This window comes from Flindersiella endophytica, assembly GCF_054779015.1.
In genome coordinates this window covers 82,334-107,273 of the sequence record NZ_BAAGYY010000028.1, presented here as the reverse complement: position 1 = coordinate 107,273, position 24,940 = coordinate 82,334, and the positions used below count along the sequence as shown (strand labels likewise).

Annotated in this window: 24 protein-coding genes and 1 riboswitch; of the genes, 13 read left to right on the top strand and 11 right to left on the bottom strand. The window is 70.7% G+C overall.

Annotated features, from left to right (window positions below):
* Window positions 1-25: 25 nt before the first annotated feature.
* Complete coding sequence (locus tag ACYVF6_RS34295; protein WP_460527418.1) at window positions 26-775, top strand: SDR family oxidoreductase; 750 nt, start codon at window positions 26-28, stop codon at window positions 773-775.
* On the opposite strand, the gene ACYVF6_RS34290 is transcribed toward ACYVF6_RS34295, so the two are convergent.
* The 5 genes from ACYVF6_RS34290 to ACYVF6_RS34270 are packed head-to-tail and all read right to left on the bottom strand — an operon-like array spanning window position 772 to window position 6,886.
* The gene (locus ACYVF6_RS34290) at window positions 772-1,356 is read right to left on the bottom strand and encodes a 3'-5' exoribonuclease domain-containing protein (protein ID WP_460527416.1); all 585 of its coding nucleotides are present in this window, start codon (window positions 1,354-1,356) and stop codon (window positions 772-774) included. The two genes, ACYVF6_RS34295 and ACYVF6_RS34290, sit on opposite strands and share 4 nt — an antisense overlap.
* A complete protein-coding gene (locus ACYVF6_RS34285) occupies window positions 1,356-4,397 on the bottom strand; it encodes a coiled-coil domain-containing protein (RefSeq protein ID WP_460527414.1) in 3,042 nt (1,013 codons plus the stop codon). Before ACYVF6_RS34285 ends, ACYVF6_RS34290 begins: the two co-directional genes overlap by 1 nt.
* The gene (locus ACYVF6_RS34280) at window positions 4,394-5,062 is read right to left on the bottom strand and encodes a hypothetical protein (RefSeq protein WP_460527412.1); all 669 of its coding nucleotides are present in this window, start codon (window positions 5,060-5,062) and stop codon (window positions 4,394-4,396) included. Before ACYVF6_RS34280 ends, ACYVF6_RS34285 begins: the two co-directional genes overlap by 4 nt.
* Complete coding sequence (locus ACYVF6_RS34275) at window positions 5,059-5,685, bottom strand: hypothetical protein (RefSeq protein ID WP_460527410.1); 627 nt, start codon at window positions 5,683-5,685, stop codon at window positions 5,059-5,061. The genes ACYVF6_RS34280 and ACYVF6_RS34275 overlap by 4 nt, the downstream gene beginning before the upstream one ends.
* Window positions 5,675-6,886 (bottom strand): hypothetical protein, encoded by a 1,212-nt coding sequence (locus tag ACYVF6_RS34270; protein ID WP_460527408.1) that lies wholly within the window; start codon window positions 6,884-6,886, stop codon window positions 5,675-5,677. Before ACYVF6_RS34270 ends, ACYVF6_RS34275 begins: the two co-directional genes overlap by 11 nt.
* A 215-nt stretch (window positions 6,887-7,101) precedes the next feature.
* On the opposite strand from ACYVF6_RS34270, the gene def reads away from it, so the two are divergent.
* The 5 genes from def to ACYVF6_RS34245 all read left to right on the top strand — a co-directional run bounded on the left by def (window position 7,102) and on the right by ACYVF6_RS34245 (window position 11,471).
* A complete protein-coding gene (def, locus tag ACYVF6_RS34265; protein ID WP_460527405.1) occupies window positions 7,102-7,647 on the top strand; it encodes a peptide deformylase in 546 nt (181 codons plus the stop codon).
* 3 nt (window positions 7,648-7,650) lie between these two features.
* The gene (fmt, locus tag ACYVF6_RS34260; protein ID WP_460527403.1) at window positions 7,651-8,637 is read left to right on the top strand and encodes a methionyl-tRNA formyltransferase; all 987 of its coding nucleotides are present in this window, start codon (window positions 7,651-7,653) and stop codon (window positions 8,635-8,637) included.
* Window positions 8,624-9,982, top strand: coding sequence for an RsmB/NOP family class I SAM-dependent RNA methyltransferase (locus ACYVF6_RS34255; RefSeq protein WP_460527401.1), 1,359 nt, complete (start codon window positions 8,624-8,626; stop codon window positions 9,980-9,982). The genes fmt and ACYVF6_RS34255 overlap by 14 nt, the downstream gene beginning before the upstream one ends.
* A 17-nt stretch (window positions 9,983-9,999) precedes the next feature.
* Entirely contained in the window at window positions 10,000-10,665 is a 666-nt protein-coding gene (gene rpe / locus ACYVF6_RS34250; protein ID WP_460527399.1) for a ribulose-phosphate 3-epimerase, read from the top strand.
* A gap of 65 nt (window positions 10,666-10,730) precedes the next feature.
* A complete protein-coding gene (locus ACYVF6_RS34245; protein ID WP_460527397.1) occupies window positions 10,731-11,471 on the top strand; it encodes an SDR family NAD(P)-dependent oxidoreductase in 741 nt (246 codons plus the stop codon).
* A gap of 39 nt (window positions 11,472-11,510) precedes the next feature.
* On the opposite strand, the gene ACYVF6_RS34240 is transcribed toward ACYVF6_RS34245, so the two are convergent.
* The 3 genes from ACYVF6_RS34240 to ACYVF6_RS34230 all read right to left on the bottom strand — a co-directional run bounded on the left by ACYVF6_RS34240 (window position 11,511) and on the right by ACYVF6_RS34230 (window position 14,446).
* A complete protein-coding gene (locus ACYVF6_RS34240; protein ID WP_460527395.1) occupies window positions 11,511-12,227 on the bottom strand; it encodes a GNAT family N-acetyltransferase in 717 nt (238 codons plus the stop codon).
* Window positions 12,228-12,478: 251 nt separating this feature from the next.
* Complete coding sequence (locus ACYVF6_RS34235; RefSeq protein WP_460527393.1) at window positions 12,479-12,835, bottom strand: ASCH domain-containing protein; 357 nt, start codon at window positions 12,833-12,835, stop codon at window positions 12,479-12,481.
* Between the two features lie 396 nt (window positions 12,836-13,231).
* Window positions 13,232-14,446 (bottom strand): cellulose-binding domain-containing protein, encoded by a 1,215-nt coding sequence (locus tag ACYVF6_RS34230; protein WP_460527391.1) that lies wholly within the window; start codon window positions 14,444-14,446, stop codon window positions 13,232-13,234.
* Window positions 14,447-14,683: 237 nt separating this feature from the next.
* Here ACYVF6_RS34230 and ACYVF6_RS34225 point away from each other — a divergent pair, with 237 nt between their 5' ends.
* Window positions 14,684-16,135 (top strand): RICIN domain-containing protein, encoded by a 1,452-nt coding sequence (locus ACYVF6_RS34225; protein WP_460527389.1) that lies wholly within the window; start codon window positions 14,684-14,686, stop codon window positions 16,133-16,135.
* 27 nt (window positions 16,136-16,162) lie between these two features.
* Here ACYVF6_RS34225 and ACYVF6_RS34220 read toward each other — a convergent pair whose 3' ends face one another.
* Window positions 16,163-16,837 carry a VOC family protein gene (locus ACYVF6_RS34220; protein ID WP_460527387.1) on the bottom strand — a complete coding sequence of 225 codons (675 nt, stop codon included), beginning with the start codon at window positions 16,835-16,837 and terminating at the stop codon, window positions 16,163-16,165.
* Window positions 16,838-16,962: 125 nt separating this feature from the next.
* Window positions 16,963-17,126: riboswitch (FMN riboswitch) on the top strand.
* Window positions 17,127-17,264: 138 nt separating this feature from the next.
* On the opposite strand from ACYVF6_RS34220, the gene ACYVF6_RS34215 reads away from it, so the two are divergent.
* The 6 genes from ACYVF6_RS34215 to ACYVF6_RS34190 are packed head-to-tail and all read left to right on the top strand — an operon-like array spanning window position 17,265 to window position 22,144.
* Window positions 17,265-17,948 (top strand): riboflavin synthase, encoded by a 684-nt coding sequence (locus tag ACYVF6_RS34215; protein ID WP_460527385.1) that lies wholly within the window; start codon window positions 17,265-17,267, stop codon window positions 17,946-17,948.
* The gene (gene pnuC / locus ACYVF6_RS34210; RefSeq protein ID WP_460527383.1) at window positions 17,945-18,655 is read left to right on the top strand and encodes a nicotinamide mononucleotide transporter family protein; all 711 of its coding nucleotides are present in this window, start codon (window positions 17,945-17,947) and stop codon (window positions 18,653-18,655) included. The genes ACYVF6_RS34215 and pnuC overlap by 4 nt, the downstream gene beginning before the upstream one ends.
* Entirely contained in the window at window positions 18,652-19,884 is a 1,233-nt protein-coding gene (locus ACYVF6_RS34205) for a bifunctional 3,4-dihydroxy-2-butanone-4-phosphate synthase/GTP cyclohydrolase II (protein ID WP_460527381.1), read from the top strand. Before pnuC ends, ACYVF6_RS34205 begins: the two co-directional genes overlap by 4 nt.
* Complete coding sequence (gene ribH / locus ACYVF6_RS34200; protein ID WP_460527379.1) at window positions 19,881-20,381, top strand: 6,7-dimethyl-8-ribityllumazine synthase; 501 nt, start codon at window positions 19,881-19,883, stop codon at window positions 20,379-20,381. The genes ACYVF6_RS34205 and ribH overlap by 4 nt, the downstream gene beginning before the upstream one ends.
* Before the next feature lie 7 nt (window positions 20,382-20,388).
* On the top strand, window positions 20,389-21,621 hold the full coding sequence (locus tag ACYVF6_RS34195) for a hypothetical protein (protein ID WP_460527377.1): 1,233 nt from the start codon (window positions 20,389-20,391) through the stop codon (window positions 21,619-21,621).
* A gap of 4 nt (window positions 21,622-21,625) precedes the next feature.
* Complete coding sequence (locus ACYVF6_RS34190; protein ID WP_460527375.1) at window positions 21,626-22,144, top strand: SixA phosphatase family protein; 519 nt, start codon at window positions 21,626-21,628, stop codon at window positions 22,142-22,144.
* Between the two features lie 197 nt (window positions 22,145-22,341).
* Here the strand turns inward: ACYVF6_RS34190 and serB are convergent, their stop codons facing one another.
* Together serB and ACYVF6_RS34180 are read right to left on the bottom strand one after the other, a co-directional pair.
* Entirely contained in the window at window positions 22,342-23,532 is a 1,191-nt protein-coding gene (gene serB, locus ACYVF6_RS34185) for a phosphoserine phosphatase SerB (RefSeq protein ID WP_460527373.1), read from the bottom strand.
* Between the two features lie 34 nt (window positions 23,533-23,566).
* Entirely contained in the window at window positions 23,567-24,883 is a 1,317-nt protein-coding gene (locus tag ACYVF6_RS34180; protein ID WP_460527371.1) for a 6-phospho-beta-glucosidase, read from the bottom strand.
* Window positions 24,884-24,940 lie beyond the last annotated feature (57 nt).

Sequence of the window (24,940 nt, the reverse complement as noted above, 5' to 3'; positions counted from 1 at the left end):
CCGCCTTAACTGCCACAATCCGATCATGCAGGAAAACATCGCTGTGGTCACTGGAGCGGGTTCAGGTATCGGTCAGGCTTCGGCGCTCGCGCTGGTCGAGGCGGGTTGGACCGTCGTACTGGCCGGCCGCCGGAAGTCCGCGCTGGAGGAGACCGTCTCGCTGGCTGGGACGAACGCTCCCGTGCTCGCCGTACCGACCGACGTGGCGCGACCGGAATCGGTCGCCTCGCTGTTCGAAGAGGTCCGCTCGCGGTACGGGCGGGTCGACCTGCTGTTCAACAACGCTGGCGTCTCGTCGCGGTCGACCGCGTTCGAGGATCTGACGTACGACCAGTGGCGCACGGTCGTCGACATCAACCTGACGGGTGCGTTCCTGTGCGCGCAGTCGGCGTACCGGCTGATGCTGGCGCAGTCGCCGCGCGGCGGCCGGATCATCAACAACGGCTCGATCTCCGCCCACGTCCCCCGGCCGAACGCGGTGGCGTACACCACCACCAAGCACGCGATCACGGGCCTGACCAAGCAGATCTCGCTGGACGGGCGGAAGTACGGCATCGCGTGCGGCCAGATCGACATCGGCAACGCGGTGACCCCGCTGGCGGCCAACCTCGCCGACGGGGCTTTGCAGGCCGACGGCTCCGTCCGCCCCGAACCGATGATGGACGTGGCCGAGGTCGCGCGCACGGTGGTGCACATGGCCTCCCTGCCGCTGGACGCCAACATCCAGTTCGTCACCGTCATGGCGACGGCGATGCCCTTCATCGGCCGCGGCTAGGACCCACCGGACCAGACGAAGAGGTTGGCGAGGATGTCGGCCTGCTCGATGGCGTCGTCGAGGGCGTTGTGGGTGTGGGTGCGGGTGGAGCGCAGGAAGTCCGGCAGTTTGGTGAGGCCGGCCTGGCTGATCGGCAGGCCGGCCTTCAGCGCGTACATGGTCTTCATGTCGAACGCACGGGAGTAGTCGAACGGGGAGCCGGCGTCGGCGAAGCGGAGGAAGTACCAGTACATCCACATCCAGTCGAAGCCGAGGGGATAGGCCGCGAACACCGGATACCGGCCGGCGGCCACTTCGACCACCCAGCGGGCACAGGCGTTCATCGCCTCGTGCGGGTCGCGGCCGTCGCGGAGCAGGGAGGCGCGGTCGAGGCCGCTCACCGATGCGGCACGAGGGTCGAAGGTGTCGGAGATCGGGCGCAGCTCGGCGTAGAACGTCTCCCGCGCCGGGTCGGCCGGCGTGAAACCGCCATCGGCGAACACACCCGCCACCGCCATACCGAAGCTCGACATCGAGTACGGCCCGGGAATCGGCCCGTCCGCCTCGACGTCGACGCTGAAGTAGACGTTCGGACGTTCCACTACGGCCTCGACACCGCCTCGGTGAGGAGCTTGACGCGTTCGGCGTGGGAGTCGTGGCCGATGACGATCGGGGGTTCGTTGTACGGCATCGCGTCGGAGCTCCGGCGCAGCTTGATGTACTCCCCGCAGGCGTCGATCGCGTACGGCTCCATGTCGTCCTGCAGGGCGCCGAGGACGGTGATGCCGTGCGACTCGCCGATCTGGCGGAACAACGCGACCGCCTCCCGCCGGTGCTCCTTGCCGAGGTTGCGGCCCAGTTCGTCCAGCACCAGGCACAGGTTGGCGCCACCCGCCGACGCCAGCGCCGCGGCACACACCAGCTTGACGGCCTTCTCGTCCATCAACGCGGTGTTGGCGCGGCGGTTGTACGGCACGTAGCTCGCGCCCTCCGCCCGCCGCCACTTCGGCGTGACGCGCCAGCGCCACTCCTGCTCGGGGTCGGCCGCCCGCTCGGGCGTGGGGAAGTCGAGCGTCGCGCCGTAGCCGCCGTACGCGCGGTCGAGCTCGTCGAAGTGCTGCGAAACGCGGGTCAGCCTGGACCGGATCGCCTTGGTCAGCGTGGATCGGCCGGCCTCGGACGCGCTGGACGCCTCGGCGACGCCCTTCTGCGCCGCCTCGAAGTCGGCACGACGTGCGGACCGTTGCGACTCCAGCTGCGTGCGCTGGTGCTTCTCGTACTCCTCCTGATCACGCAGGAACGAGCCCAGGCCTTCGGCCAGTCGTGAGAACGTCCGCCGCTCACGCTCGGCCGGCGTGCCCTCGCCTTCCCGCCGGTACGCCAGCTCCATTCGCACCTGCTCGGGCAGGTCCGGATCGGCCAGCCCGTCGGGGAAAACGCCGCGCAACGCCTCACCCAGCGCGCCCTCGGCGAGCTGCCGCCATGCCTCGGGGTCCCACGCCTGCTGCTTGGCGTCCAGCCCGAGCAACCACTCGTTGGCGCTGGCTTCGGAGCCGCCCCACTCGTCGCGCAACGAGTCGAGGTCGAGCGCGGCGCGCTTCTCAGCGACCTCGGCTGCCTGCTTACGAGCGGCGAACCGCTGCTCGGTATACCGGTTGCGCTCCTTCTCCAGCACGCTGATCTGCAGGTCGCGGTTCTCGGCCTTGGCCTGTAGGGCTCGCAACGACTGCTCGGCCCGGGCCAGCTGCGGCTCCAGCGCGGACACCTGCTCGGCGAGCTCCTCGAGGTGGAACCGCAACCCCGCGACGCGTTCTCCGTGTCGCTCGGCCTGTTCGGCCGCGCCCGCACCGGCCAGCCGGCGGCGCGCACCGGCCAGCGCGAGGGCGGCTTCCCGGGCCGCCTCCTCTTTCTCCTCGAGCAGTTCCTGCGCGGCGTCGACCCGCGCCTGCGCGGCACGTACGCGAGCCTCCCGCCCGGTCAGCGGGTCGGGGAAGCCGCCCACCACGACCGCCGACGTACGACCGTCGACGACGCGGGCCGGATCCTCGAGCGCCTCGACCGAGTCGGTGACCGCGGCCAGGAACCCTTTCACGGCAGGGACCTTGCTCTTGTCCAGCTCGCCTTCGGTCGGTACGAGAACCGAACCCGGCAGCCCGGCCAGCGCCTCGACCGCCGCGTCCAGCTGGTCGGAGCCGACCACGAGCGCGTCACGGTAGGGCCACAACGCGCCTTCGTAGGAAGCCCGATCGGTCTCCGACACGACCAGCGCGTCGAGCAGCCCGACCGCCGGAATTCCGGCAGCTGACAGTGCGGCCAGCTGCTCCGGCGCCGCCGACTCGCCGGCGGTCGCGGAGCGCAACGCCTTGTTGGCCTCGACCAGCGCGCCCTTGGCCGCGCCGACCGCTTCGCGGGCGTGTCCCAGCGCGCCCTCGGCATCGAGCAGCTCGGCCTCGGCCGTCTCGACGTCCCGGCCGTCGGCCTCGCGCGCGGCGCCCTCGAGCTCGGTGATGCGGTGACGCAGTTCGTCCAGCCGGCTGGTCGTCACCGCCCGGTCCTCGCCGAGCGAGGTGCCTCGTTCCCTCAACTCCGTATGGACTTTCAGCGCTTCGCGGATGTCGGAGTCGAGTTGGTCGTCGGCCAGCCGGTCGATGTCGGACGAGATGCCGCGCGCGGCCTGGTCGGCGTCCTCGGCGATCCGCCGCTGCTCGGCCAGCGCGGTCGCGAGCGCGCGGTCCTCTTCGCAGCCGTCGGCGAGCAGCCGGGCCGTCCGGGTCTTCGCGGCCTCGAACGCGGTCAGCAGCGCCGCGCGGGCCTGGTCGCGCCGGTCGAACGTCTTCAGCAACCCGGCGGCCTCGGCCTCCCAGGTCGTCAGCCGGTCGAGAGCCTCGGCGGCCTTGGCGCGCTCGGTGTACTCCTCGGCCCGCGCCTTGCGTTCGGCCTCCAGCTCACGGTCCAGGCCGGTCAGCGCGGAGATCGCGGAGAAGATGCGCTCCGGGCTGATCTCGTTCAGCGGCTGGGAGAGCAGGTTGGTCGCGACCCGGCTGCGCACCGACGTCGACAGGAACGACACGCAGCGGACCTGGCCGCCGTACAGCACGCGGCCGAGGTCCTTGGCGAGGAAGTCACGTCGTCCGGCCGAACGGGGGAGCTCGGCCCAGCGTTCGTCGGCCTGTCGTACTCTGTCGGCCTCCGACGCGGCGCTGGCCAGGTGCAGGCCCTCGGTCCAGCGGATCTCCAGGTGCGGTGCGTCGACGTTGACCCGCAGCCAGACCGTCACGATGTCGTTGTTGGCCTGGGCCTCGGGCTCCCCGGACGCGTGGCCGAACACGCCGACGATGTAGCCGTGGTCGGCGCTGGCCCACTGCGAGTCGCCCTGTGAGGCCAGTTCGGCGTTGAACAGCAGCTCGGAGATCGCCTGCGCACCGGACGCGAACCGCCACTGCTCGTCGCCCAGCAACGCGGTGATCGCCGCGATGAACGAGGACTTGCCGGCGCCGTTGGAGTCTTTCGGACCCTGGCCCGCGACGACGAGCAACGTGCCGGGAACGATCGGCACCGGATGCGTGGACAGCCGCGAGATGTTGACGGCCTGGAAGGCGATCAGCGTGCGGCCGCCAACGACGTTCACCGCTTCGTCGGTCACGACGGTACCCCCGTTTCCTGTGCTGCTTGGGCTTCCTGCGCCCGCCGCCGGGCCCGGACGGATGCCGCGAGCGGCGTGTCCGGGCCGGCGGCCATGATCAGTTGTTCCTGCAGCTCGCGCCGGGCGGCCGGCGTCAGGCGGTGGAACTGCGGGCCGGGCACGTAGCCGCCGGCCTGCTCGCCGACGGCGTTCACCTGGCTGACCAGGCCGGCGCGCCGCAGCCTTCGCAGCGCTTCCTCGACCTCGCCGACGCCGAGCTGGGTGCGTTGCTGCAGTTCCTCGACGCTGGTCGGGAACGGCGACAGCCAGGTGTCGTCGAGCAGCTTGTTGCCCGCGCGCGGGATCGCGACGGAGAAGATGAGGACGAGCGTGAGCACGGCCCGGTCGATCTCCGGGAGCCGGCAGCCTTCCTCGGCCGCGAGCACGGCGCGTACGTCGTCGCGATAGCCGGACGTCCAGCCGCGCGGAGTGCGTACCAGCGTGCGGCCGGTGCGGAGCAGCAGCTGGCTGATCCGCCGGCGGAGGGCGGGCTCGCGCAACGCGGGGAAGCGGGCGTCGAGGATCGGCTCGCCGCCGTGCTCCAGCGCCATCAGCGTCGCCACGACCTCGGCCCGGCGCGCCTCGTCGAGCGCGTCGAGCACCGGCTCGAACGGGTTGGCGGTCATCCGGCCACCCCCGGCTCTGCTTCGGGCTCTGTTTCCGACTCGACTTTCGGCTCGACGTTCGGCAGGGGCATGCGCTTGAGCGTTTCGCGAAGTGGCGTGAGCGACTCGTCCGGCCAGAGCGCGACGCGCGGCCCGAGCCGGACGGTACCAGCCGCCTGGTCGAGCCGCAGCCAGCCTGACTCCGCCAGGCGCCGCAACGCACCGAGCGCCCAGCGTGCCAGCAGGTCGGCGTCGCCGCGGCCAAGTTCGGAGTAGCAGGCGGTCACCTGGTCGATCGAGGCGGCGACTCCGGGCCACGCCGGCCCGTCCAGGTCGGCCCAGCAGCAGCGCAGCGCGGCCGCCAGAGCCCGGCGGGTCTCGCCGGAACGTTCGACGGGCACCGGCCCGATGTCGTACTCCTCGATCACCGACGGCGTCGTGCCGTCCGGCCAGGTGCCGAGCAGCCAGCCCGAGCCGGTGCCGTCACTGCCGTCACTGCCGTCGCTGACGTAGGTGAGCCCGGCAGCGCCCGGCTCGTCGGGCGTGAGCGGAACCGGCCCGCGGATCCGCCAGCGGGCCCAGGCCAGCACGTCGGGGTCGATCTCGCCGGCCGCGACCGCGACCGGCGCAGTCTCATCGGGCACGTTCGAACCTCCCCGTGGACAGCCAGTTCGGCGCCGTCTCCGGATCGACCAGCAGGCCGTCTGCCCAGGTGATCCGGTACGGCAGGCCGGGATGCAGGTGAGCCGAGACCAGGTCGGCCAGCAGCCGCCGGGCGCTCGGCCAGTCGCCCGCGCCGGCCAGCAGTGCCTGTACCGCCTTGGCCTGCTTGCCGGCCAGCGCCTGCTCGGCGACGCCGGTCAGCCGTTCGATCAAGGCGGCGTCCGGGTCGGGCGCCTGGTCGGACAGGCCGTCGTCCGGCATCGCCGAACGCGGAGGCGCCGGCCGCGCGGGCGCGCTGCGCGGGCTCTCGTCGACGGCCACCACGATCGACGCCGGCGAGTGCCAGGGCGCGGGCGCGTCGAACACGAAGCCGTCCAGCACGCTCGCCAGTTCGCCGGCCGTCGCCGTCTGGGCGAACGTCCGCCAGGTCTCGGCCGGCAGCAGCGACAGGTTGCGGGTGGTGCCGGCGGAGTCGCGCAGCCGGGCGGCCGCCCGCAAGGACACGTCGCCGTACGCGTAGATCGCGGCGCGCAGCTCGGTGCAGCTGTGCTCCAGGTCGGGCCAGCGGTCGAGGATGATCGTGTGCAGCTCCTCGGCGGCGACCCGTACCCGTTCGCTGCCCCAGAGCTTCGGTGCGTGCTCGCGCAGGTCCTCGATCTTGCCGGCGGTGAGCGTGGCCAGCTCGATCGTCCACAGCCGGAACGCCCGGATCATGCCCTCGGCGCTGCGCTGGGCGTCGTCGACGGTGGCGTTCTCGTCGGCCAGCGAAACCTGTTCGAGCGCCAGCAGGCGGTGCATCTCCGACTGCCCGCCGTCGGCCATCATCCGGCGGATGAACATCAGGCCGATCACCGAGGTGAACGACGCTCGGTAATGGCGCTGGTGCCGCTTGGCGAACACCTCACGGATCGCGCCGAGCCCGCGCAGGACCGACAGCCGGCTCTCGAAGACGTCTGCCGGGTAACGGCGGCAGGCCTCCCGCATCTCCTCGCGGGTCAGGCCCTCCTCGCCGGCCCGGGCGAACGCGCTGAACAGCGTGTCTGCGATGTCGACCATCGCGGCGTCCGGCACGACGGCCCCGCTGTCGCGGGCGAGTGGCGCGAACATCTGGCGGTAGATGCCGAGCACGGCGTCCTCGGCCAGCGCCTCGTCGAGGCTCGGCTCCAGCGGAACGGCGGACATCCGGCTTACGGTAGGGGATGACGGAGGGTCCGCACCCGCCGCCTGTCCGGCGGGTCTCCGGCCGGTGTCCAACTGCTCCTGGTGCCGCCGCCGTGCCTGGGCGTGTGTGCTTGACCTGTGGGCTGTCGGAGGCGACCGTCTAGACTTGCTGCCCGACCTTTTCGTCCGTACCTATCCGTAGTTCGTTGGCCAGCCAGGGAGCAGGGAGCCGCCGCGTGGCAATTCAGCCGATCCGTCTGTTCGGCGATCCGGTCCTGCGCACCCGCGCGGAACCCGTGACGACCTACGACAAGGAGCTGCGCAACCTCGTTCGCGACCTCACCGAGACCATGCTCGACGCGCCCGGCTCCGGGTTGGCCGCGCCGCAGATCGGCGTCGGCCTGCGGGTGTTCACCTACAACGTCGACGAGGTCGTGGGTCATCTGATCAACCCGGACCTGACGCTGTCGGAAGAGGAGCAGTTCGGACCGGAAGGATGCCTGTCGATTCCAGGACTCTCCTTCGACTGCCGCCGGGCGATGCGGGTCGTGGCCAAGGGCTTCGACATGTACGGCGAGCCGGTCACGATCGAGGGCTCTGAGTTGCTGGCCCGCGCGATCCAGCACGAGACCGACCACCTCGACGGCATCCTGTTCGTCGACAAGCTGGACCGCGACCTGCGCAAGGAGGCCTTGCGGCTGATCCGCGAGGCAGAGTGGGCCGGCGAGACAGCGCCGGACATCCGCCAGTCACCACACGCCACATTCGGAAGGGCAACCTGACCAGTGAGAGTGGTTTTCGCGGGTACGCCAGAGCCGGCGCTGCCCGCGCTGGAAGCGATTCTCGACAGCGGCCATGAGGTGCTCGCCGTCGTCACCCGGCCGGACGCGCAGTCCGGCAGGGGCCGGCGCGTGCATCCGTCCCCAGTCGCCGAGTTGGCCGAGTCCCGCGGAGTGGAGGTGCTGAAGCCCGCCAAGGCGAAGGACCCGGAGTTCCTGGCCAGGTTGAAGGAGCTCGAGCCCGACTGCTGCCCGGTGGTCGCTTACGGCGCGCTGCTGCCGCAGCAGGCGCTCGACATCCCCAAGCACGGATGGGTCAACCTGCACTTCTCGGTGCTCCCGGCCTGGCGCGGCGCGGCTCCTGTCCAGCACGCGATCCGGGCCGGCGACGACCTGACCGGCGCCACCACGTTCCGGATCGTGAAAGAGCTCGACGCGGGCCCGGTGTTCGGCACGCTGACCGAGCCGATCCAGCCCACCGACACCGCGGGCGACCTGCTGGAGCGCCTTGCGGAGAAGGGCGCGAAGCTGCTGGTCGACACGCTCGACGGCATCGAGGCGGGCACGCTCGAGGCACAGCCGCAGGCGAGCTGCGACGTCACCTACGCCAGCAAGGTCAACGTCGACGACGCCAGGATCGACTGGAAGGTGCCCGCGTTCGCCGTCGACCGGCTGATCCGGTCGTGCACGCCGGAGCCCGGCGCCTGGACGACGTTCCGCGGCGAGCGGCTGAAGCTCGGACCGGTGCGCATCATGCCGGGCCAGCGGCCGGAGGAGCTGGAGGATCCGCCGCTCGGACGCGGCACGATCCGCGCGGAGAAGCACCAGGTGGTGGTGGGCACGGCCAGCGTTCCGGTCCGGCTCACCCAGGTGCAGCCACATGGCAAACGGCCGATGTCGGCCGAGGACTGGGCTCGGGGCGCACGGCCCGAGCCGGGGGAGAAGCTCGGCGTTGAGCCAGAGGGCGGCGACTCCCCGCATGAGTCCTCGTAACCGCCAGGACCCGACTCGTCGGGCGGCCTACGACGTCGTGCACGCGGTCTCGGTCAACGACGCCTACGCCAACCTCGCGTTGCCGCAGGCGCTCTCGTCGCACAAGCTCACCGGGCGGGACGCGGCGTTCACCACCGAGCTCGTGCACGGCACGTTACGCCGGCGGGGCTTCTACGACGACGTGCTCGCCTCCTGCGTCGACTGCCGGCTGGAGAAGCTCGACGCGGCTGTGCTCGACGTGTTACGGCTGGGCGCTCACCAGGTGCTCGGCATGCGGGTGCCCGCGCACGCCGCGGTGACCACGAGCGTCGACCTGGCCCGCGTGGTGGCGGGCGTCGGGCCGTCGAAGTTGGTCAACGCCGTGCTGCGCAAGGTCTCGCGGTACGACTCCGGCGGCTGGGTCGACGAGCTGGCGCCATCGGTCGACAAGGATCCGGTCGGGCACCTCGCGACCGTCCACGCGCATCCGGTGTGGGTGGTGGAGGCGTTCATCGAGGCGCTGGGCGGCAGCCTGGAAGAGGCCGAGGCGCTGCTCGCGGCCGACAACGAGGCGCCTCGCGTGACGCTCGCAGCCTGGCCGGGTCGCGCGTCGGTCGCGGAGCTGCTGGAGTCCGGCGCGTCGCCCGGGCGCTACTCGCCGTACGCCGCCGTGCTCGACGGCGGCGACCCGCATGGCGTGAAGGCGGTCCGGCAGCGACGGGCGGGCGTGCAGGACGAGGGCAGCCAACTGGTCGCGCTCGCCCTGGCGCGTGCACCTGTCGAGGGCACCGACGGGCGGTGGCTCGACCTGTGTGCCGGGCCGGGCGGCAAGGCCTCGTTGCTCGCGGGGTTGGCCGGGGAACGTTCGGCGCGGCTGCTCGCGGTCGAGCGGCAGGCGCACCGCGCGAGGCTGGTGTCGCGTGCGCTGCGGCGCTCGCCGGGCGTACTCGGCACGGTCGTCGCCGACGGCACCCTGCCGGCCTGGGCGCCCGGGACGTTCGACCGCGCGCTGGTCGACGCGCCGTGCACCGGGCTGGGCGCGTTGCGCCGGCGGCCCGAGGCGCGCTGGCGGCGCCGGCCGCAGGACGTCGAGGAGCTGCACACGCTGCAGAACGCACTGCTGGAGTCCGCGTTGCTGTCAGTGCGCCCGGGTGGGGTGGTGGTGTACGCCACCTGCTCGCCGCACCTGCGCGAGACCGTCGACGTGGTTGCCGAGGTGCTGGCCGAGCATCCTGGCGTGGAGCAGCTGGACGCGCGGGACTACCTCTGCGATGTGCCGGACCTCGGCGACGGCCCGGCCGTACAGCTGTGGCCGCACCGGCAGGGCACCGACGCCATGTTCATCGCGCTGCTCCGCGTGCCGTGAGTAGACTCAGCGGCGCTATGGGTGCTCAGATCTGTCCCAGTATCCTGTCCGCCGACTACGCGCGGCTGGCCGAGGCCACCGACTCCGTCTCCGGCGCCGACTGGATCCACGTCGACGTGATGGACTACCACTTCGTCCCGAACCTCACGATCGGCCTGCCGGTCGTGGAGTCGCTGCTGCGGGCGACCCGGACGCCGCTCGACTGCCACCTGATGATCGAAGATCCGGACCGCTGGGCACCCGCGTACGCCGAGGCCGGCGCGGGGAGCGTGACGTTCCACGTCGAGGCCGCCCAGGCGCCGGTCCGGCTGGCGCGGGAGCTGCGCAAGCTTTCCGCCCGCGCGGGCATGGCGTTGAAGCCCGCGACGCAGATCGAGCCCTACGAGGATCTGCTGCCGGAGCTCGACATGGTGCTGGTGATGACGGTCGAGCCGGGGTTCGGCGGCCAGAAGTTCCTCGACCTGTGCGTACCCAAGATCCGCCGGACCCGGGAGCTGATCGCCAAGCACGGTCTGGAGACCTGGGTCCAGGTCGACGGCGGCGTCTCGGCCGACACGATCTCGATCTGCGCCGAGGCCGGCGCCGACGTCTTCGTCGCCGGAGCCGCCATCTTCAAGGCCGACGACCCGAACCGCGTGGTGGAGGAGTTGCGGCGGCAGGCCGATCAGGCGCTGAACCTCTGACGCCGGCCGAACGCCGAGTCCGTTTCCCGCCGGAGTTCGCGCGCTGGTTGAGCGAAGGTGGGGGCATGACAACGAGCATACGTAAAGTCGCCCTTGTCACCGGTGGCAGCCGCGGGATCGGCGCGGCGATCGCGCTTCGCCTGGCGGAGGAGGGCATCGACGTCGCGCTGACGTATGAGCGCAGTGCGCAAGCAGCGGAGACGGTCGCGGGCAAGATCCGGGCGCTGGGCCGCGATGCCCTTGCCCTGCAGGCCGATTGTGCCGACCCGGCGGCCGTGGCAGGCGCCATGGAGCGGGTGGTCGCAGAGTTCGGCGGGCTCGACATCCTGGTCAACAACGCCGGCACCGGCGTGATCGCGCCGATCGGTGAGATCGGGCTCGCGGACGTCGACCGGGTGATCGCGGTGAACGTGCGAGCGCCGTTCCTCCTCGCCCAGGCGGCGGCGCCGCACCTGCGCGAAGGCGGCCGGATCGTCAACGTGGGCAGCTGTGTCGCGGAACGAACGCTGTTCCCCGGCATGACGTTGTACTCCATGAGCAAGACCGCGATGGTCGGGCTCACCAAGGCGTTGTCGCGCGAGTTCGGTCCGAAGGGGATCACGGCGAACGTCGTCCACCCGGGCTCGACCGACACCGACATGAACTCGGCTGACGGCCCGTACGCCGAGGCGAACCTCGCCCCGACGGCGTTGTCCCGTTACGCCGAGCCGTCCGAGATCGCCGCCGCGGTGGCGTACCTCGTGAGTGACGACGCCCGCTATGTCACGGGCGCCGCCCTCTCCGTCGACGGCGGGTTCGCCGCCTGATTCAGTTCGGATTTACGGCCTTACGGCCTTACGCCGGGCTCAGTCGAGCGCGATGTAGAGGCGTTTTCCGGTCGGGGCGTACCCGACGCGTTCGTAGACGCGCCAGGCGTCCTGACCGGAAGCCTCCAGCCAGGCCACGTCCGCGCCGGCGGCGAACAGCCGCCCGGTGATCGCCGCGGTGAGCACACCGGCCAGGCCGCGGCGGCGGAACGCCTTGCCGACCGCGATTCCGGCCACCTCGCTGGTGCCCGCGAGCGGCGGGCTCGCCCCTCCACCGGCGACGCAGGTGTCGTCGGCGGTGTGGCGTACCTGCAGCACCACGCCGCCGCTGTCCTGCTGGCGTCGCAGCCGGGCGACGTCGGCGGGGGTCGCGACCGGTTCGCCGCCGAACGCTTCGTTCTGCACGGCCCACTGCTCGGCCCGCCGGGCGTCGGTCGCCGGCTCGGCGATCTCGTACCCCTCGGGCAGCGGCGGAACGGTCAGCGTACTGGGGGAGCAGATCAGGTAGTCGTGACGAGCTTCGACGGTGAAGCCCGCTTCGAGCAGGAGTTGTTCGAGAGCCGGTGCGCAGCTGGTGACGTACTCCAGCCGGGGCACGCGGCCGATGTCCCGGAACGCCGCCACCAGGGCGGTCACGTCGCCGGGCGTGATATCCGCGGCGTCGGCCAGCGGCGTGGCGTAGTTGACGTTGCGGCTGTCGGTGCTGGGGTCGTGTCCGAGGACGAACGGACCGACCTCGAGGGGCTTCGGTCGCAACCGGAGGTTGGCGACGACAGAACGTTGGACGCGAGCATCCAGGAGCAAGGTTGTGTACCTCGAATGTGTGAGAAGGAGTTCTGTGGACGTCCGGGGGACAGCGCGCCGCCACGGAAGACGTGGATCAGCGGCCGCTGTGGCTCGCCGGGATCACAGGCTTCATTCCTTCGCACGAAAACGTCAACGCCCACGCCGGACGCGTGGAGCAACGCTCAGAGACTCTCACCCGGGAGGGCGGCCGGTCAAGTGAATTACCGAAGCCGTTCGACCACGCGGAACCGCTCCGCCACGACCAGCGTGTCGTCGTCGAAGTCCGGAACCTTGCCGAGGTACTGGCTCACCTGCTCACCCTGGAAGAACTTCTGGTGCACCGACCGCCACTCGGCGACCGTCTCGAAGCCTTCCCCCTCGGCCCGCGCGAACTCCTCGGTGACCTCGTGGACCGGAATCACCCGCGCCTCGACGATCTGGAGTACGGCGATCCGCCGCCCGTCGGAGTCGACCAGCGCCTGCAGCGTCCCCGGCTCGGGAATCGGGAGCCCGTCGTGCTCGTACTCCTCCAGCAACCCGGTCGTGGTCGTCTTCTCCCCGGCCAGAATCGCCGCCACCAACTGATCCCGCAACGGCCCAGGAAAAGCAAACTCCGCCACCGGCAACGCATCAACATCCACGCCCACCCTCCCATCATCCCGCCCCCGTCCAGCGATTTGACGCACCGACGCCCGCCAGACCCGCTCGGCACCACCTGGTCCGGCCTGGTGCGGTAGGCCCGAGGTAGAACGAGGGCGCCGCGCAGCGGCGCCCTCGTTCCTATCCGACCGAAACCGCACTACGGCCGGAGTCGAGGAGCGCGGGGGTGGTGGGTGGAGATGGGCGCCCGACGCTGAGGAGGCGCTGCACGACCCATCCGGGGCTGCCGATGGCAGGTAGAGCAACAGCCGGCGCCGGGGGTCGGGCGCCCATCTCCACCCACCACCCCCGCGCCCAGCCCACACCCACACCCCTCACCGGCCATAGCGCGACTTGAGGTGCCTCCACCAGTCCCTGAACATCCATGCGTCGAACGGGGTGATCTGAGCGGCCGTACCCGCCTTCATCAGGAAGCAGCACTGGCCGGTCGGCGTCCAGTCGTAGAAGTCGTCGAGGCCGAACGTGTGGCCCATCTCATGGAGGAGGATGTGGACGTTCTCGGCGTTGAGGTTGTCGACGTAGTACTCGCTGCCGATCCGCTGGCCCCAGTCACCTCCCGCGCCGCCGCCGAAGCCGGACGTCAGCCACAGCGACATGTCGTAGTGGTGGGACGCACCGCCCGGGCAGCCGGAGTAGTTGCCGTCCTGGTGGAAGAACCGCCCACACGGCTCGGAACACTGCGGCGCGTTCTCGCGGATGTTGTTCACGTAGATGTCGACCGAGTTGTCGGTCCACTGCAGTTGCGCACGGTCGCGCCCAGCCCAGCCGACGACGCGGACCGGCACGTTGGTGTACGGCCAGTTGTTCCATCCCTGGGCTGAACCACTGCTCTCGACCATGACGTCCATCCACTTCTTGAACTGCCGCTGCAGCGTCGCCTGGACCTGGTCGCGCAGCGCGGCCGACACCGGCTGGCTGGAGTCCCAGCGCACGCAGTAGTTGACGAAGCCGCCGTTGGCCATGATCTGGTCCCAGCCGTAGTTGCGGAAGCCATAGAGGTTCGGGTACGTGCTCTCCACGTGCTGCCACACCTCGGAAAGCGGCTGGACGAGGTTGCTCGGCGGGTTCCACGGGGTCGGGCCGGGCGTGGTGGGTCCGGGGGTCGTCGGCGTCGGGGTGACCGAGCCGGTGCAGGTGGTTCCGTTCAGCGTGAACGAGGCGGGGCTCGCGTTCGTCCCGGAGACGTTCGCGTTGAAGCCCGGGCTCACGGTGGCGTTGGTGCCGAGACTCCCGTTGTACGACGCGTTTCCGAGCGCCACGTGCTGCCCGGTCTGCTGGTACGTGCTGTTCCAGCTCTGCGTGATCTGCTGGTTGCCGGCGAAGTTCCATTCCAGCGTCCAGCTGGTCAGCGGGTCGCCGAGGTTGGTGATGCTGACGGTTCCGGTGAACCCGTTGCTCCATTGGTTGACGGAGTACTGCACCCGGCAGCCGGGCGCCGCCTGTGCCGCCGACGTGACGAACAGGCCGCCACCGGCGATCACGGCGGCGCCGGTGACGGCGGCGACCGCGGTGCGAAGCCGACTGAACATGGCTGTCTCCTCTACGAGCGCGTGTGACGAGCGATGTCAACAGCGGAAACTCACCGACACAGCGCCACAACGGGCGCTTCCGGCCGCGGCGAGGAGTACGCCCAGGATGGTAGGCCAGGCGGCCGGCGGACACAAGGCAAATGAGGAAAAGCATTGCCTGCTGGTCGAACGCGTCGAACGGTCCTATCTTTCGAAAGGAGTCGAACGGCCGGGCACCGATGCGTCGACGAAAAGGCCATGTCCATGCGAAAAGCCTGGTTTCTCCTTGTTCTGCTCGGTGTCTCGCTCGGTGCGCTGCTGTCGCCGGTGCCGCCGGCCGACGCCGCGCCGGTGACGGTCACGAACGGCACGCAGTTCACCGACACCTCGGGCAACGTCGTGCACGCCCACGGCGGTGGTGTGCTGAAGGCCGGCTCGTACTACTACTGGTTCGGCGAGAACCGCAACGCCAACGGGACGTTCCGCTATGTCTCGGCGTACCGCTCCACCGACCTGCGCACCTGGGAGTTCCGCAACAACGTACTCACCCAGTCGTCGAGTGCGGAGCTCAACGTCGCCAACATCGAACGCCCCAAGGTGATCTACAACGCGAGCACCGGGCAGTACGTCATGTGGATGCACAAGGAGAACGGCAGCGACTACAGCGAAGCCCGCGCGGCCGTCGCCACCTCGCCGACCGTCGACGGCACCTACACCTACCGCGGCAGCTTCCGCCCGCTCGGCCAGCACATGTCGCGCGACATCACGGCCTACGTCGACGACAACGGCGCCGGCTACATGATCTCGGCGGCCCGCGAAAACCTCGACCTGCACATCTACCGCCTCACCAGCGACTTCACCGGTATCGCGAGCCTCGTCAAGGTCTTCTCCGGCAACCAGCGCGAGGCTCCCGCCCTGTTCAAGCGGAACGGCGTCTACTTCCTGCTGACCTCCGGCGCGACCGGATGGAACCCGAACCAGCAGCAGTACGCCACCGCGACCGCGCTGGACGGCACCTGGAGCGCCTGGACGAACGTCGGCAACACCACGACGTACGGCTCGCAGACCACGTACGTGCTGCCGGTGCAGGGCAGCCAGGGCACGTCGTACCTCTACCTCGGCGACCGCTGGGCCGGTGCGACCGGCGGTCCGGTGAACAGCTCCAGCTACGTCTGGCTGCCGCTGCGGTTCCAGACCAGCACGTCCATGTCGATGGGCTGGTTCCCGCAGGTCACGATCGACACCTCGACCGGCGCGGTCAACGGCGTCGGCAGCGGCGGCTACTTCAACCTGATCGCCCGGCACAGCGGGAAGTGCGCGGACGTCAGCGGCGGTTCGTACGCCAACGGCGCCGGCGTCGTGCAGGCGGCCTGTGGCTCGGGATCCGGTACGCAGAGCCAGCAGTGGTGGCTCGAGTCCGCCGGCAGCGGCTACTACCGCATCGTCACGCGGCACAGCGGGCTCTGCCTCGACGTGTCGAGCAGCTCGACGGCCGACGGCGCGAACCTGCTGCAGTGGCCGTGCGGCACCGGCACCAACCAGCAGTGGCAACTCCAGGACGCGGGCAGCGGCTACTACCGCGTGGTGGCCCGGCACAGCGGCAAGTGCCTGGACGTCGCCGGCTCGGCCACGACCGACGGCACCCGGCTGACGCAGTGGGCCTGCAACGGCGGTACCAACCAGCAGTTCCAGCGCCGTACGGTGACCTGAGCCGAACCGAGCCGAGCCGAGCTCTGGTCAGGCGCGGCCTCGCCACGAGCACAGGCAGACCCGGTTGCCGTCCGGGTCGGACAGCTGTGCGCCGATCTCGGGCGCGGTGCCCCGCCCGATCAGCGTTCCACCGGCTGCCAGCGCCGCGTCGATCCTGGGCTGGATCTGGTCGGGGTCGATCCAGACGTCGAGGTGCCAGCGCTGCCGGGGCTCCTCGCTGCCCGAAGGCTGGAACCAGATCAGCGGGTGCACCTGACCCCGGTCGCCGACGTCACCCCAGCCGTCGACGTTGACGTACTGGCGGTCCAGCACCGCGGCCCAGAACGGCGCGATCCGCTCGTGCACCGGAGTGTCCAGGGCCAGCTCGATGCGGGACAGGCTCGCGCACTCGAGCTCAGCGCCCGCGGCCGCCGCGATCTCGGAGATCTGCCGGGCCAACCGCACGTCCACCTCGGTGACGCCGCCGGCGTCGTACCCGCTAACCAGCCGTACATCGACCCGGGTCGCCCGCAGGTCGAGGTCGGCGTGGTGCCCCAGCTCCTCGGCGGCCTTGCCGATCGCCTGGACGATCCGGAGCCCCGCGGCGAAGTCCTCGGTGTGGATGCGGGTCTGCAGGCCGTGGAGGCCGTAGTGGAGGAGGAACGCCCAGCCGTCCAGCCCCGCTTCGGCGACCTGCTGTCCGGTCAGCGCTTCCGTGCTCATCGTCGTGCACTCCAAGGTGTCGATTTCATTCCCGCACCCAGTGTGGTGCATCTCTCGGCCAGGGTAGGTGGCCGATTTGGCGGGGCGTGTCAAACTGGTCGGCGTACGAGCTGATGGCGAGCTCGTGGCGTGCTCCGGGGTCGGTGAAAGTCCGAACCGGCGGTGACAGTCCGCGACCCGGCCGCTCGCGTCGCAGCAAGGGCCCACGTGCCTAGCGATCGCGGTGGACGGTTGACCAGGTGAAACTCCTGGACCGACGGTGAAAGTCCGGATGGGAGGCAGCACGCGGGTGACGGCTATGGCCGTGCGCCCTCGGCAGCGACGCTGTCGGGTGGCGCCGACCTGACGCCGTGGCCTGTCGATCCTTTTCGACCCCGGAACCGCACGACGTGGCGAGCCGGCGGACGAGGAAGGGATCGGCAGGGACGTGTTCACAGGCATTGTCGAAGAACGTGGTGAGGTCCTCGACCTGCGCGTTCTCGACCCATCGCAGGAGTCTGCGCCGGAATCTGGGCAGCGGATCACCCGGTTGACCGTCCGCGGGCCGGTCGTCGCCAGCGACGCGGGTCACGGCGACTCGATCGCGGTCAACGGTTGCTGCCTGACCGTCGTCGACGTCGACCCGGGCACCGGCGAGTTCACCGTCGACGTCATCCAGGAGACGCTCAGGCGCACCTCCCTCGGCAAGGTCGAGCCCGGCGCTCCGGTCAACCTCGAGCGCTCCGTCAAGGTCGAGACCAGGCTCTCCGGACACCTCGTCCAGGGCCACATCGACGGCACCGGCATGGTCCTCGAACGCCAGACCGACGGCGAGGAAGTCGTCATCCGGATCGGCGTGAGCACCGACCTCGCCCGCTACATCGCCGCCAAGGGGTCGATCGCCGTCGAAGGTGTGTCGCTGACCGTCGTCGAGGTCCAGGACCATCCCGAACCCTCGTTCACGATCGCTCTCATCCCCACCACGCTCGAGCTCACCACGCTCGGCGACATCAGGCCCGGCGACGCCGTCAACCTCGAGGTCGACGTGATCGCCAAGTACGTCGAACGCCTGCTGAGGCATGACCTGGCACACGACGTGCGGCACGACTTGGGACAGGAGACCAAGGCATGAGCTGGCTCACCTGGTTGCTGAACGCCGAGCTCCACATCGGCGGCGCGACCATTCTCTGGCGCGAGATCATAGGCAACGGCTTCGGCCTGGCCAGCGCCATCTTCGGGATGCGCCGCAAGGTGCTGGCCTGGCCGGTCGGCATCGTCGGCAACGTCCTGCTGTTCACGGTCTTCCTCGGCGCGGTGTTCAACACGCCCGGAAACACCAACCTCTGGGGCCAGGCCGGCCGCCAGATCTTCTTCCTCGCGGCCAGCGTCTACGGCTGGTGGCGGTGGAACCAGTCCCGCAACGCCCACGAAGCCTCCGACGGCGGCGCGATCGCGCCCCGCTGGGCGTCCTGGGGCGAACGCATCCAGCTGATCGTCGCGATGGCCGTCGGCTGGGTCGCGTTCTACTTCGTACTGAAGGAGCTCGGCTCCTGGGGCCCGCTCACCGAGTCGTGGATCCTCACCGGCAGCATCCTCGCGACCTACGGCATGGCCCGCGGCTGGACGGAGTTCTGGCTGATCTGGATCGCGGTCGACGCGGTCGGCGTCCCGACGCTGCTGCAGGCACACCTCTACCCGTCGGCGATCCTCTACCTCGTCTACGCCGCGTTCGTCGTCTGGGGTTTCGTGACCTGGGTGCAGGTCGACCGCAGGCTGCGCGCGGAGAAGGCCGCGGCAGAGCCGTCGGCCCAGGCCGTCGCGGCGGAGGGCAGCGCATGAACACCACACTGGACCCGATCGAGCGCGCGATCGCCGACCTCGAAGCCGGCAAGCCGGTCGTGGTCGTCGACGCCGAAGACCGCGAGAACGAAGGCGACCTGATCCTGGCCGCCGACGCCATCACGGCCGGGCAGGTGGCGTTCCTGGTCCGCCACACCAGCGGCGTGGTCTGCGCGCCGATGGGGGGCGAACGCCTCGACCAGCTCGGCATCCAGCTGATGACGCCACGCAACAACGAGTCGATGCGCACCGCGTTCACCGTCACCGTCGACGCGGCCGCCGGTGTGACGACCGGGATCTCGGCGGCCGACCGGGCGCACACCCTTCGGCTGCTGGCCGACGACGAGGCGAAGGCGGCCGACTTCGTACAGCCGGGCCACATCTTCCCGCTGCGCGCGCGGCCGGGCGGTGTCCTCGAACGTCCCGGCCACACCGAGGCCGCAGTCGACCTGACCAGGCTGGCCGGACGCACGCCGGTCGGCGTGCTGGCGGAGCTGGTCGACGACGACGGCACCATGCTGCGCGGCGAGAGGCTCCGGGCGTTCGCGGCCGAGCACGACCTCGCGCTGATCTCGGTCGAGGGCCTGATCCGCTACCGCCGCCGCACCGAGCAGGTGCTGCGCCGCGAGGGTACGACGCGGCTGCCGACGGCCCACGGCGAGTTCACCGCCTACGGCTACCGCGACGTCATCGACGGCAGCGAGCAGGTCGCGCTCGTCCTGGGGGAGCCCGGCAAGGACGCGCTGGTCCGGCTGCACTCGGAGTGCCTCACCGGCGACGTGTTCGGCTCGCTGCGCTGCGACTGCGGCCAGCAGCTGAGCGCCGCGCTGGCGGCGGTCGCCGAGGCCGGCAGCGGTGTCGTGGTCTACCTCCGCGGTCACGAGGGCCGCGGGATCGGGCTGCTGCAGAAGCTGCGGGCCTACTCCTTGCAGGACGGCGGCCACGACACCGTGGACGCCAACCTCGCGCTCGGCCTGCCGGTCGACGCGAGGGAGTACTGGGCGGGCGCGCAGATCCTCGCTGACCTGAAGCTCGACCGCGTACAGCTGCTGACCAACAACCCGGCCAAGCAGGCCGGCCTGGAGGAGTACGGCGTGCAGGTGTCGGGTTGCGTCCCGCTGGTCGTTCCGGCCACCAGCGACAACGCCGCCTACCTGCGGACCAAGCGGGAACGACTCGGGCACCGGCTGCCCGAGCAGGCACGAGCCGAGCAGGAGGTCGCGGGATGAGCGGCGCGGGAGCACCAGTGGTTCAGCCGATCGACGCCGGTCAACTGGGCCTGCGCAGGGTGGGCGTCGTCGCGGCGTCCTGGCACGAAGAGATCATGGACGGGCTGCTGGCCGGTGCGGTGCGCGCGCTGATGGAAGCAGGACTGGCGCAGCAGCAGGTGACCGTGGTCCGAGTGCCGGGTACGTTCGAGCTGTCCGTGGCCGCCGCTCACCTGGCGAGGACGAACGAGTACGACGCGCTCGTGGCGCTCGGTGTGGTGATCCGGGGCGCGACTCCGCACTTCGACTACGTCTGCCAGGCCGCGACCGTCGGGCTGACCAAGGTGACGGTGGAGACCTGCGTGCCGGTCGGTTTCGGCGTCCTCACCTGCGACACGGTCGAGCAGGCCCGCGAGCGGGCAGGGCTGCCCGGCGCCAAGGAGGACAAGGGCTACGAGGCCGCCCAGGCCGCGCTCGCGACGGTGGCGAGTCTCGCGGGAGTGCCGGCGCTGGCATGATCGTCGGGTGCGCTGGTACGCCAAGGTTGCCTGGGTCGTCTACGTCGTCGTTGCCGTCCTGGTCAGCGTCGCAGTCGTCGTGCCGAACGTCCGGCTCTACACCTCGGAGCAGAGCACGGGTGCGCTGGTCGCTCAGCAGCGCTTCCTCGGCGAGCGGTTGCGGTCGGGCAGCGGCGAGCAGATGCAGACGTACTTCCCCGAGGGCTACTTCTTCTCGCACGCGCTCTACGGCTTGACCTGGCTCGACCTCGCCCGCCGCGATCCCGGCCGGAAGGCGGAAGCCCTGCGGGAGGCGCGCTGGGCCCTGCGTGCGCTGGAGTCGACCGCCGGCCGCGCGCCGTTCGACCCGGACCTGCGCCCGGCCTACGGCGTCTTCTACGTCGGATGGTCCAACCGCCTGCGCGGCGGGATCGTCCAGCTGGCCGGCCGGAACGCGCCCGAGGCCGCGCGGTTCCGCGCCGACTGCGCGGCGCTGGCGAGCTCACTCGCGGCCGACGGGCCGTTCCTGCAGGCCTATCCCGGCCAGGCCTGGCCGGTCGACACCGTGGTCGCGGTCTCGGGTTTGCGGCTGCACGACCGGGTGTTCGGCTCCAAGACCTATGGCTCGGTGGTGGACGACTGGGTCGCCGAGGCACGACAGCGCGCCGATCCGACGACCCGCATGTTGCCGCACCAGGTCGAGCCGCAGCTGACCGGTGCCCGCGCCACGTCGCAGTCGATCATCCAGCGGTTCCTGCCGGAGATCGACGCCGGCTGGGCGGGGGAGGACTACGCGCAGTACCGGCAGTGGTTCGCCGACACGAGGTTCGGATTGCCAGTCGTACTTGAGTATCCGCGCGGTGAGTCGGGTTCGGGGGACGTCGACTCGGGCCCGCTGATCCTCGGCGTCTCGGCGTCGGCGACCGTCGTCACGATCGGCGCGGCCCGGGTGCACGGAGACCAGAAGCTGGCCGGACCGCTGACCGGTTTCGGCGAGGCGCTGGGTGCACCGATCCGGCTCGGCGGCCAGAAACGGTACGCGTTCGGCGTGCTGCCGATCGGCGACGCGTTCCTCGCCTGGTCGGCGGCCGCGCCCCAGGGAGAGGCAGGGTCCGAGCCGGGGGAGTACACGGAGTACGGCAACGTCGTCGGCTGGTGGTGGCGGCTGCCCTGGCACGCCTTCGGCCTGCTGGTGATCGGGCTGCTGTGGCTGCCGATCATCAGCCGCTGGAGGAGAGCTTGGCTCCTGATGGCACAGTAGGACCGTGACTCGGACACTTGTGCTGCTCAGGCACGGCAAGGCGGAATCGCCGGTGGCCACAGCCGACATCGACCGGCCGCTCTCCAACCGCGGCCGCGGCCAGTCGCTGCTGGCCGGAGAGGCCTTGCGCGAAAGGGATCTGACCCCCCAGCGAGTGGTGATCTCGCCTTCGCTGCGCACTCGCGAGACCTGGGACGCCTGCGCGATCGGCCTGGCCGCGGCGGACGACGTGAAGCTGGTCGTCGAGGTCGACGACCGGATCTACGCCAACACGCTGGACGAGCTGCTCGACGTGGTGAACGAAACCGGCGACGACATCGACATCCTGCTCGTCGTCGGGCACAACCCGTCGGTCGCCGGACTGGCCGGGGTGCTGGACGAGGACGGCAGCGGGCCAGCGCATCGCAAGCTGGCGGAGGGATTCCCGACCGGCGCGCTGGCGGTGTTCGAGCTCGACGTCCCGTGGGCGCAGGTCCGAGCCGGCAGCGCGACGCTGAAGGACCTGATCCGCCGCCAGCCCTGAAGCGGCCCCCGCGAATGACCACGTTAACCACGCAATTAGCGGGTTAACCACGCCCTGGGGCGTGGCGAAGCACCTACCAGCGTGGCGCTGTGCCGATTTTGTGGCTCCGCCGCGTGGGCCAAATGACCACGTTAACCAGCCAAAGCCGTGGTTAACGTGGTCATTGGCGGCGGAAAGATGAGCGGAACGATGAGTGGTCAGGCGTTGTCGGCGGCTTCGACCTCTTCGCGGGTGATGCCGAGCAGGTAGAGGATGGCGTCCAGGTGGGGCACGTTCACCGAGGTGTCGGCCGCGGCCTGGACGACCGGCTTGGCGTTGAACGCGACGCCGAGCCCTGCCACGGCGAGCATGTCGAGGTCGTTGGCGCCGTCGCCGATCGCCACGGTCTGGGCCCGCGGCACACCCGCCTGTGCGGCGAACCGGTTCAGCGCCCGCGCCTTGGCCGCCCGGTCCACCACTTCGCCGACCACCGAGCCGGTGAGCTTGCCGTCGACGATCTCCAGCACGTTCGCGGCCACGTAGTCGACGTCGAGCTCGGCGGCGATCGGCTCGACCAGCTGGGTGAAGCCGCCGCTGACGAGCGCGACCTGGTAGCCGAGCCGCTTCAGCGTACGCAACAACGTGCGCGCGCCCGGCGTCAGCTGGATCGCCGCTCGTACCTCCTCGAGCGCGCTCGCGTCCAGGCCGGCCAGCAGCGCGACCCGGCGGCGCAGCGACTCGCCGAAATCGATCTCGCCGGCCATCGCCTCCGCGGTCACGCGGGCCACCTCGTCGAGGCAGCCGGCCTGCTCGGCGAGCATCTCGATCACCTCGCCGCGGATCAACGTGGAGTCGACGTCGAGCACGACCAGCCGCTTGGCCCGGCGGTACAGGCCGGCCGGCTGGACGGCGATGTCGACCTCCTGAGCCGCCGCCTCGGACGCGAGCGTGGCGCGCAGCTTGTCGGGGTCGACGCCGGAGACGTCGAGCTCGATCGCGATCACTGGGTAACGCGCGATCCGTACGATCCGGTCGATGTTGGCGCCGGAGTCGGCGATCCGCCCGGCGATCGCGGAGACCGCCCGTGGGCGCAGCGGCTGGCCCAGCACGGTGACGTGGCTGCGGCCCCGGCGCCGGGGCGAGTTGTCGCCGGAGCCGCTGTCGATCTCGATGTCGAGGCCGAGCTTGCGGGCGATGTCCTCGAGCTCGCGGCGGAACCGGGTCTCGTCCCGCGGCGCGGTGAGGAGCACACCGAGCAGCAGCCGGCCGCGGAGGACGACCTGCTCGACGTCCAGCACCTCGACCGGATAGCCGGCGAAGGTGTCGAACATGGCGGAGGTGAGACCTGGCCGGTCACGTCCGGTGAACGTGACCAGCAGGGTTCGTAACGGAGTGTCGGTTTCCGGCACGCGACAACGTTAGCTGGACATCTGAAGGCTGCCGTCAGAGCCCGTAACCCGTCGCCAGCTCGCGGGCAACGGTGACCGAGTCGACGAGCGGATGCAGCGCGAACGCCTGCACGGCCAGGTCGCGGTCCTGCTCGACGGCCGCGCGGATGGTGAGCCGCTCGACGGCCTTGAGCTGAGCCATCAGGCCGAGCTGGTGCAGGCTGGGCGGGGTGGTGGCCAGCGGGCGCGGGCCGGTGGCGTCGAGTAGCGCGGGGATCTCGACCACGGCGTCGTCGTCGAGCCCGGGGACCGCACCGCCGTTGCGTACGTTCAGGATCATCGTCGCCCGCTCGTTGCGCGCGATCGCGGCCATCACCGCCAGCGCGACACCTTCGTACCCGCCAGGGTCGATCGCCTCGGCCGCCGTCCGGTCCGCGACGTGGCGGGGCTGCTCGCGGGACTCGGCCATGTAGGTCGCCTCGCGCTCGGCCAGCGTGCGCTGCCAGACGTCGTACGCGGCGTCGAGGTCCTTGGCGGCCTCGGCGTAGAACGCGGCTTGCTGGCGCAGCAGGAACTCCCCGCGGGTCTCCGAGCGGGCGGTGATCTTCTGAACGGCGTCCCGGTTGAAGTAGTAGTAATGCAGGTACTCGTTGGGGATCGAGCCGAGCGAGCGCAGCCAGCCGGCGCCGAACAGGCCGGTCTCCTCCAGGCCGCCCAGCGCTTCGTCGTCGGCCAGCAGGGCAGGCAGCCGGTCCTCACCGTCGACCACGACCCGGCGCAGCCAGCCGAGGTGGTTGAGCCCGATGTAGTCGAGCCTGGCGCGGTCGGGGTCGGCGCCCGCGGCCTGCGCGACCCGGCGGCCCATCGCCCCCGGCGTGTCGCAGATGCCGATCACGCGTTCGCCGAGTGTGGCCTGCATGGTCTCGGTGATCAGGCCGGCGGGGTTGGTGAAGTTGATCACGTACGCCCGCGGGCCGGCCAGCTCGCGGACCCGCTCGGCGATCCGCCGTACGACGGGGATCGTGCGCAGGGCATACGCGAGGCCGCCGGGACCGGTGGTCTCCTGGCCGAGCACGCCGAGCCCGAGCGCGACCCGCTCGTCGCTGGTCCGGCCTTCGAGCCCGCCGACCCGGATCGCGGAGAACACGAAGTCGGCACCGGTGACCGCTTCGTCGAGCTCGGTCGTCGTGGTGAACGCGACCTCGGCCGGCCCGGCGAGGCGCTTCAGCACGGCCGCGATCACGGCGAGCCGTCCGGGATCGGTGTCGTACAGCACGACGTCGGTGACCCGTGGGGAGCCGGTGTCGTGCAGCAACGCGCGGTAGACCAGCGGCACCCGGAACCCGCCGCCACCAAGAATCGCCAACTTCACGCCGCAATGCTCTCAGCAGCTCGAGCCATCCGCGCCAGCCACCCGCCGGAGCAGGTG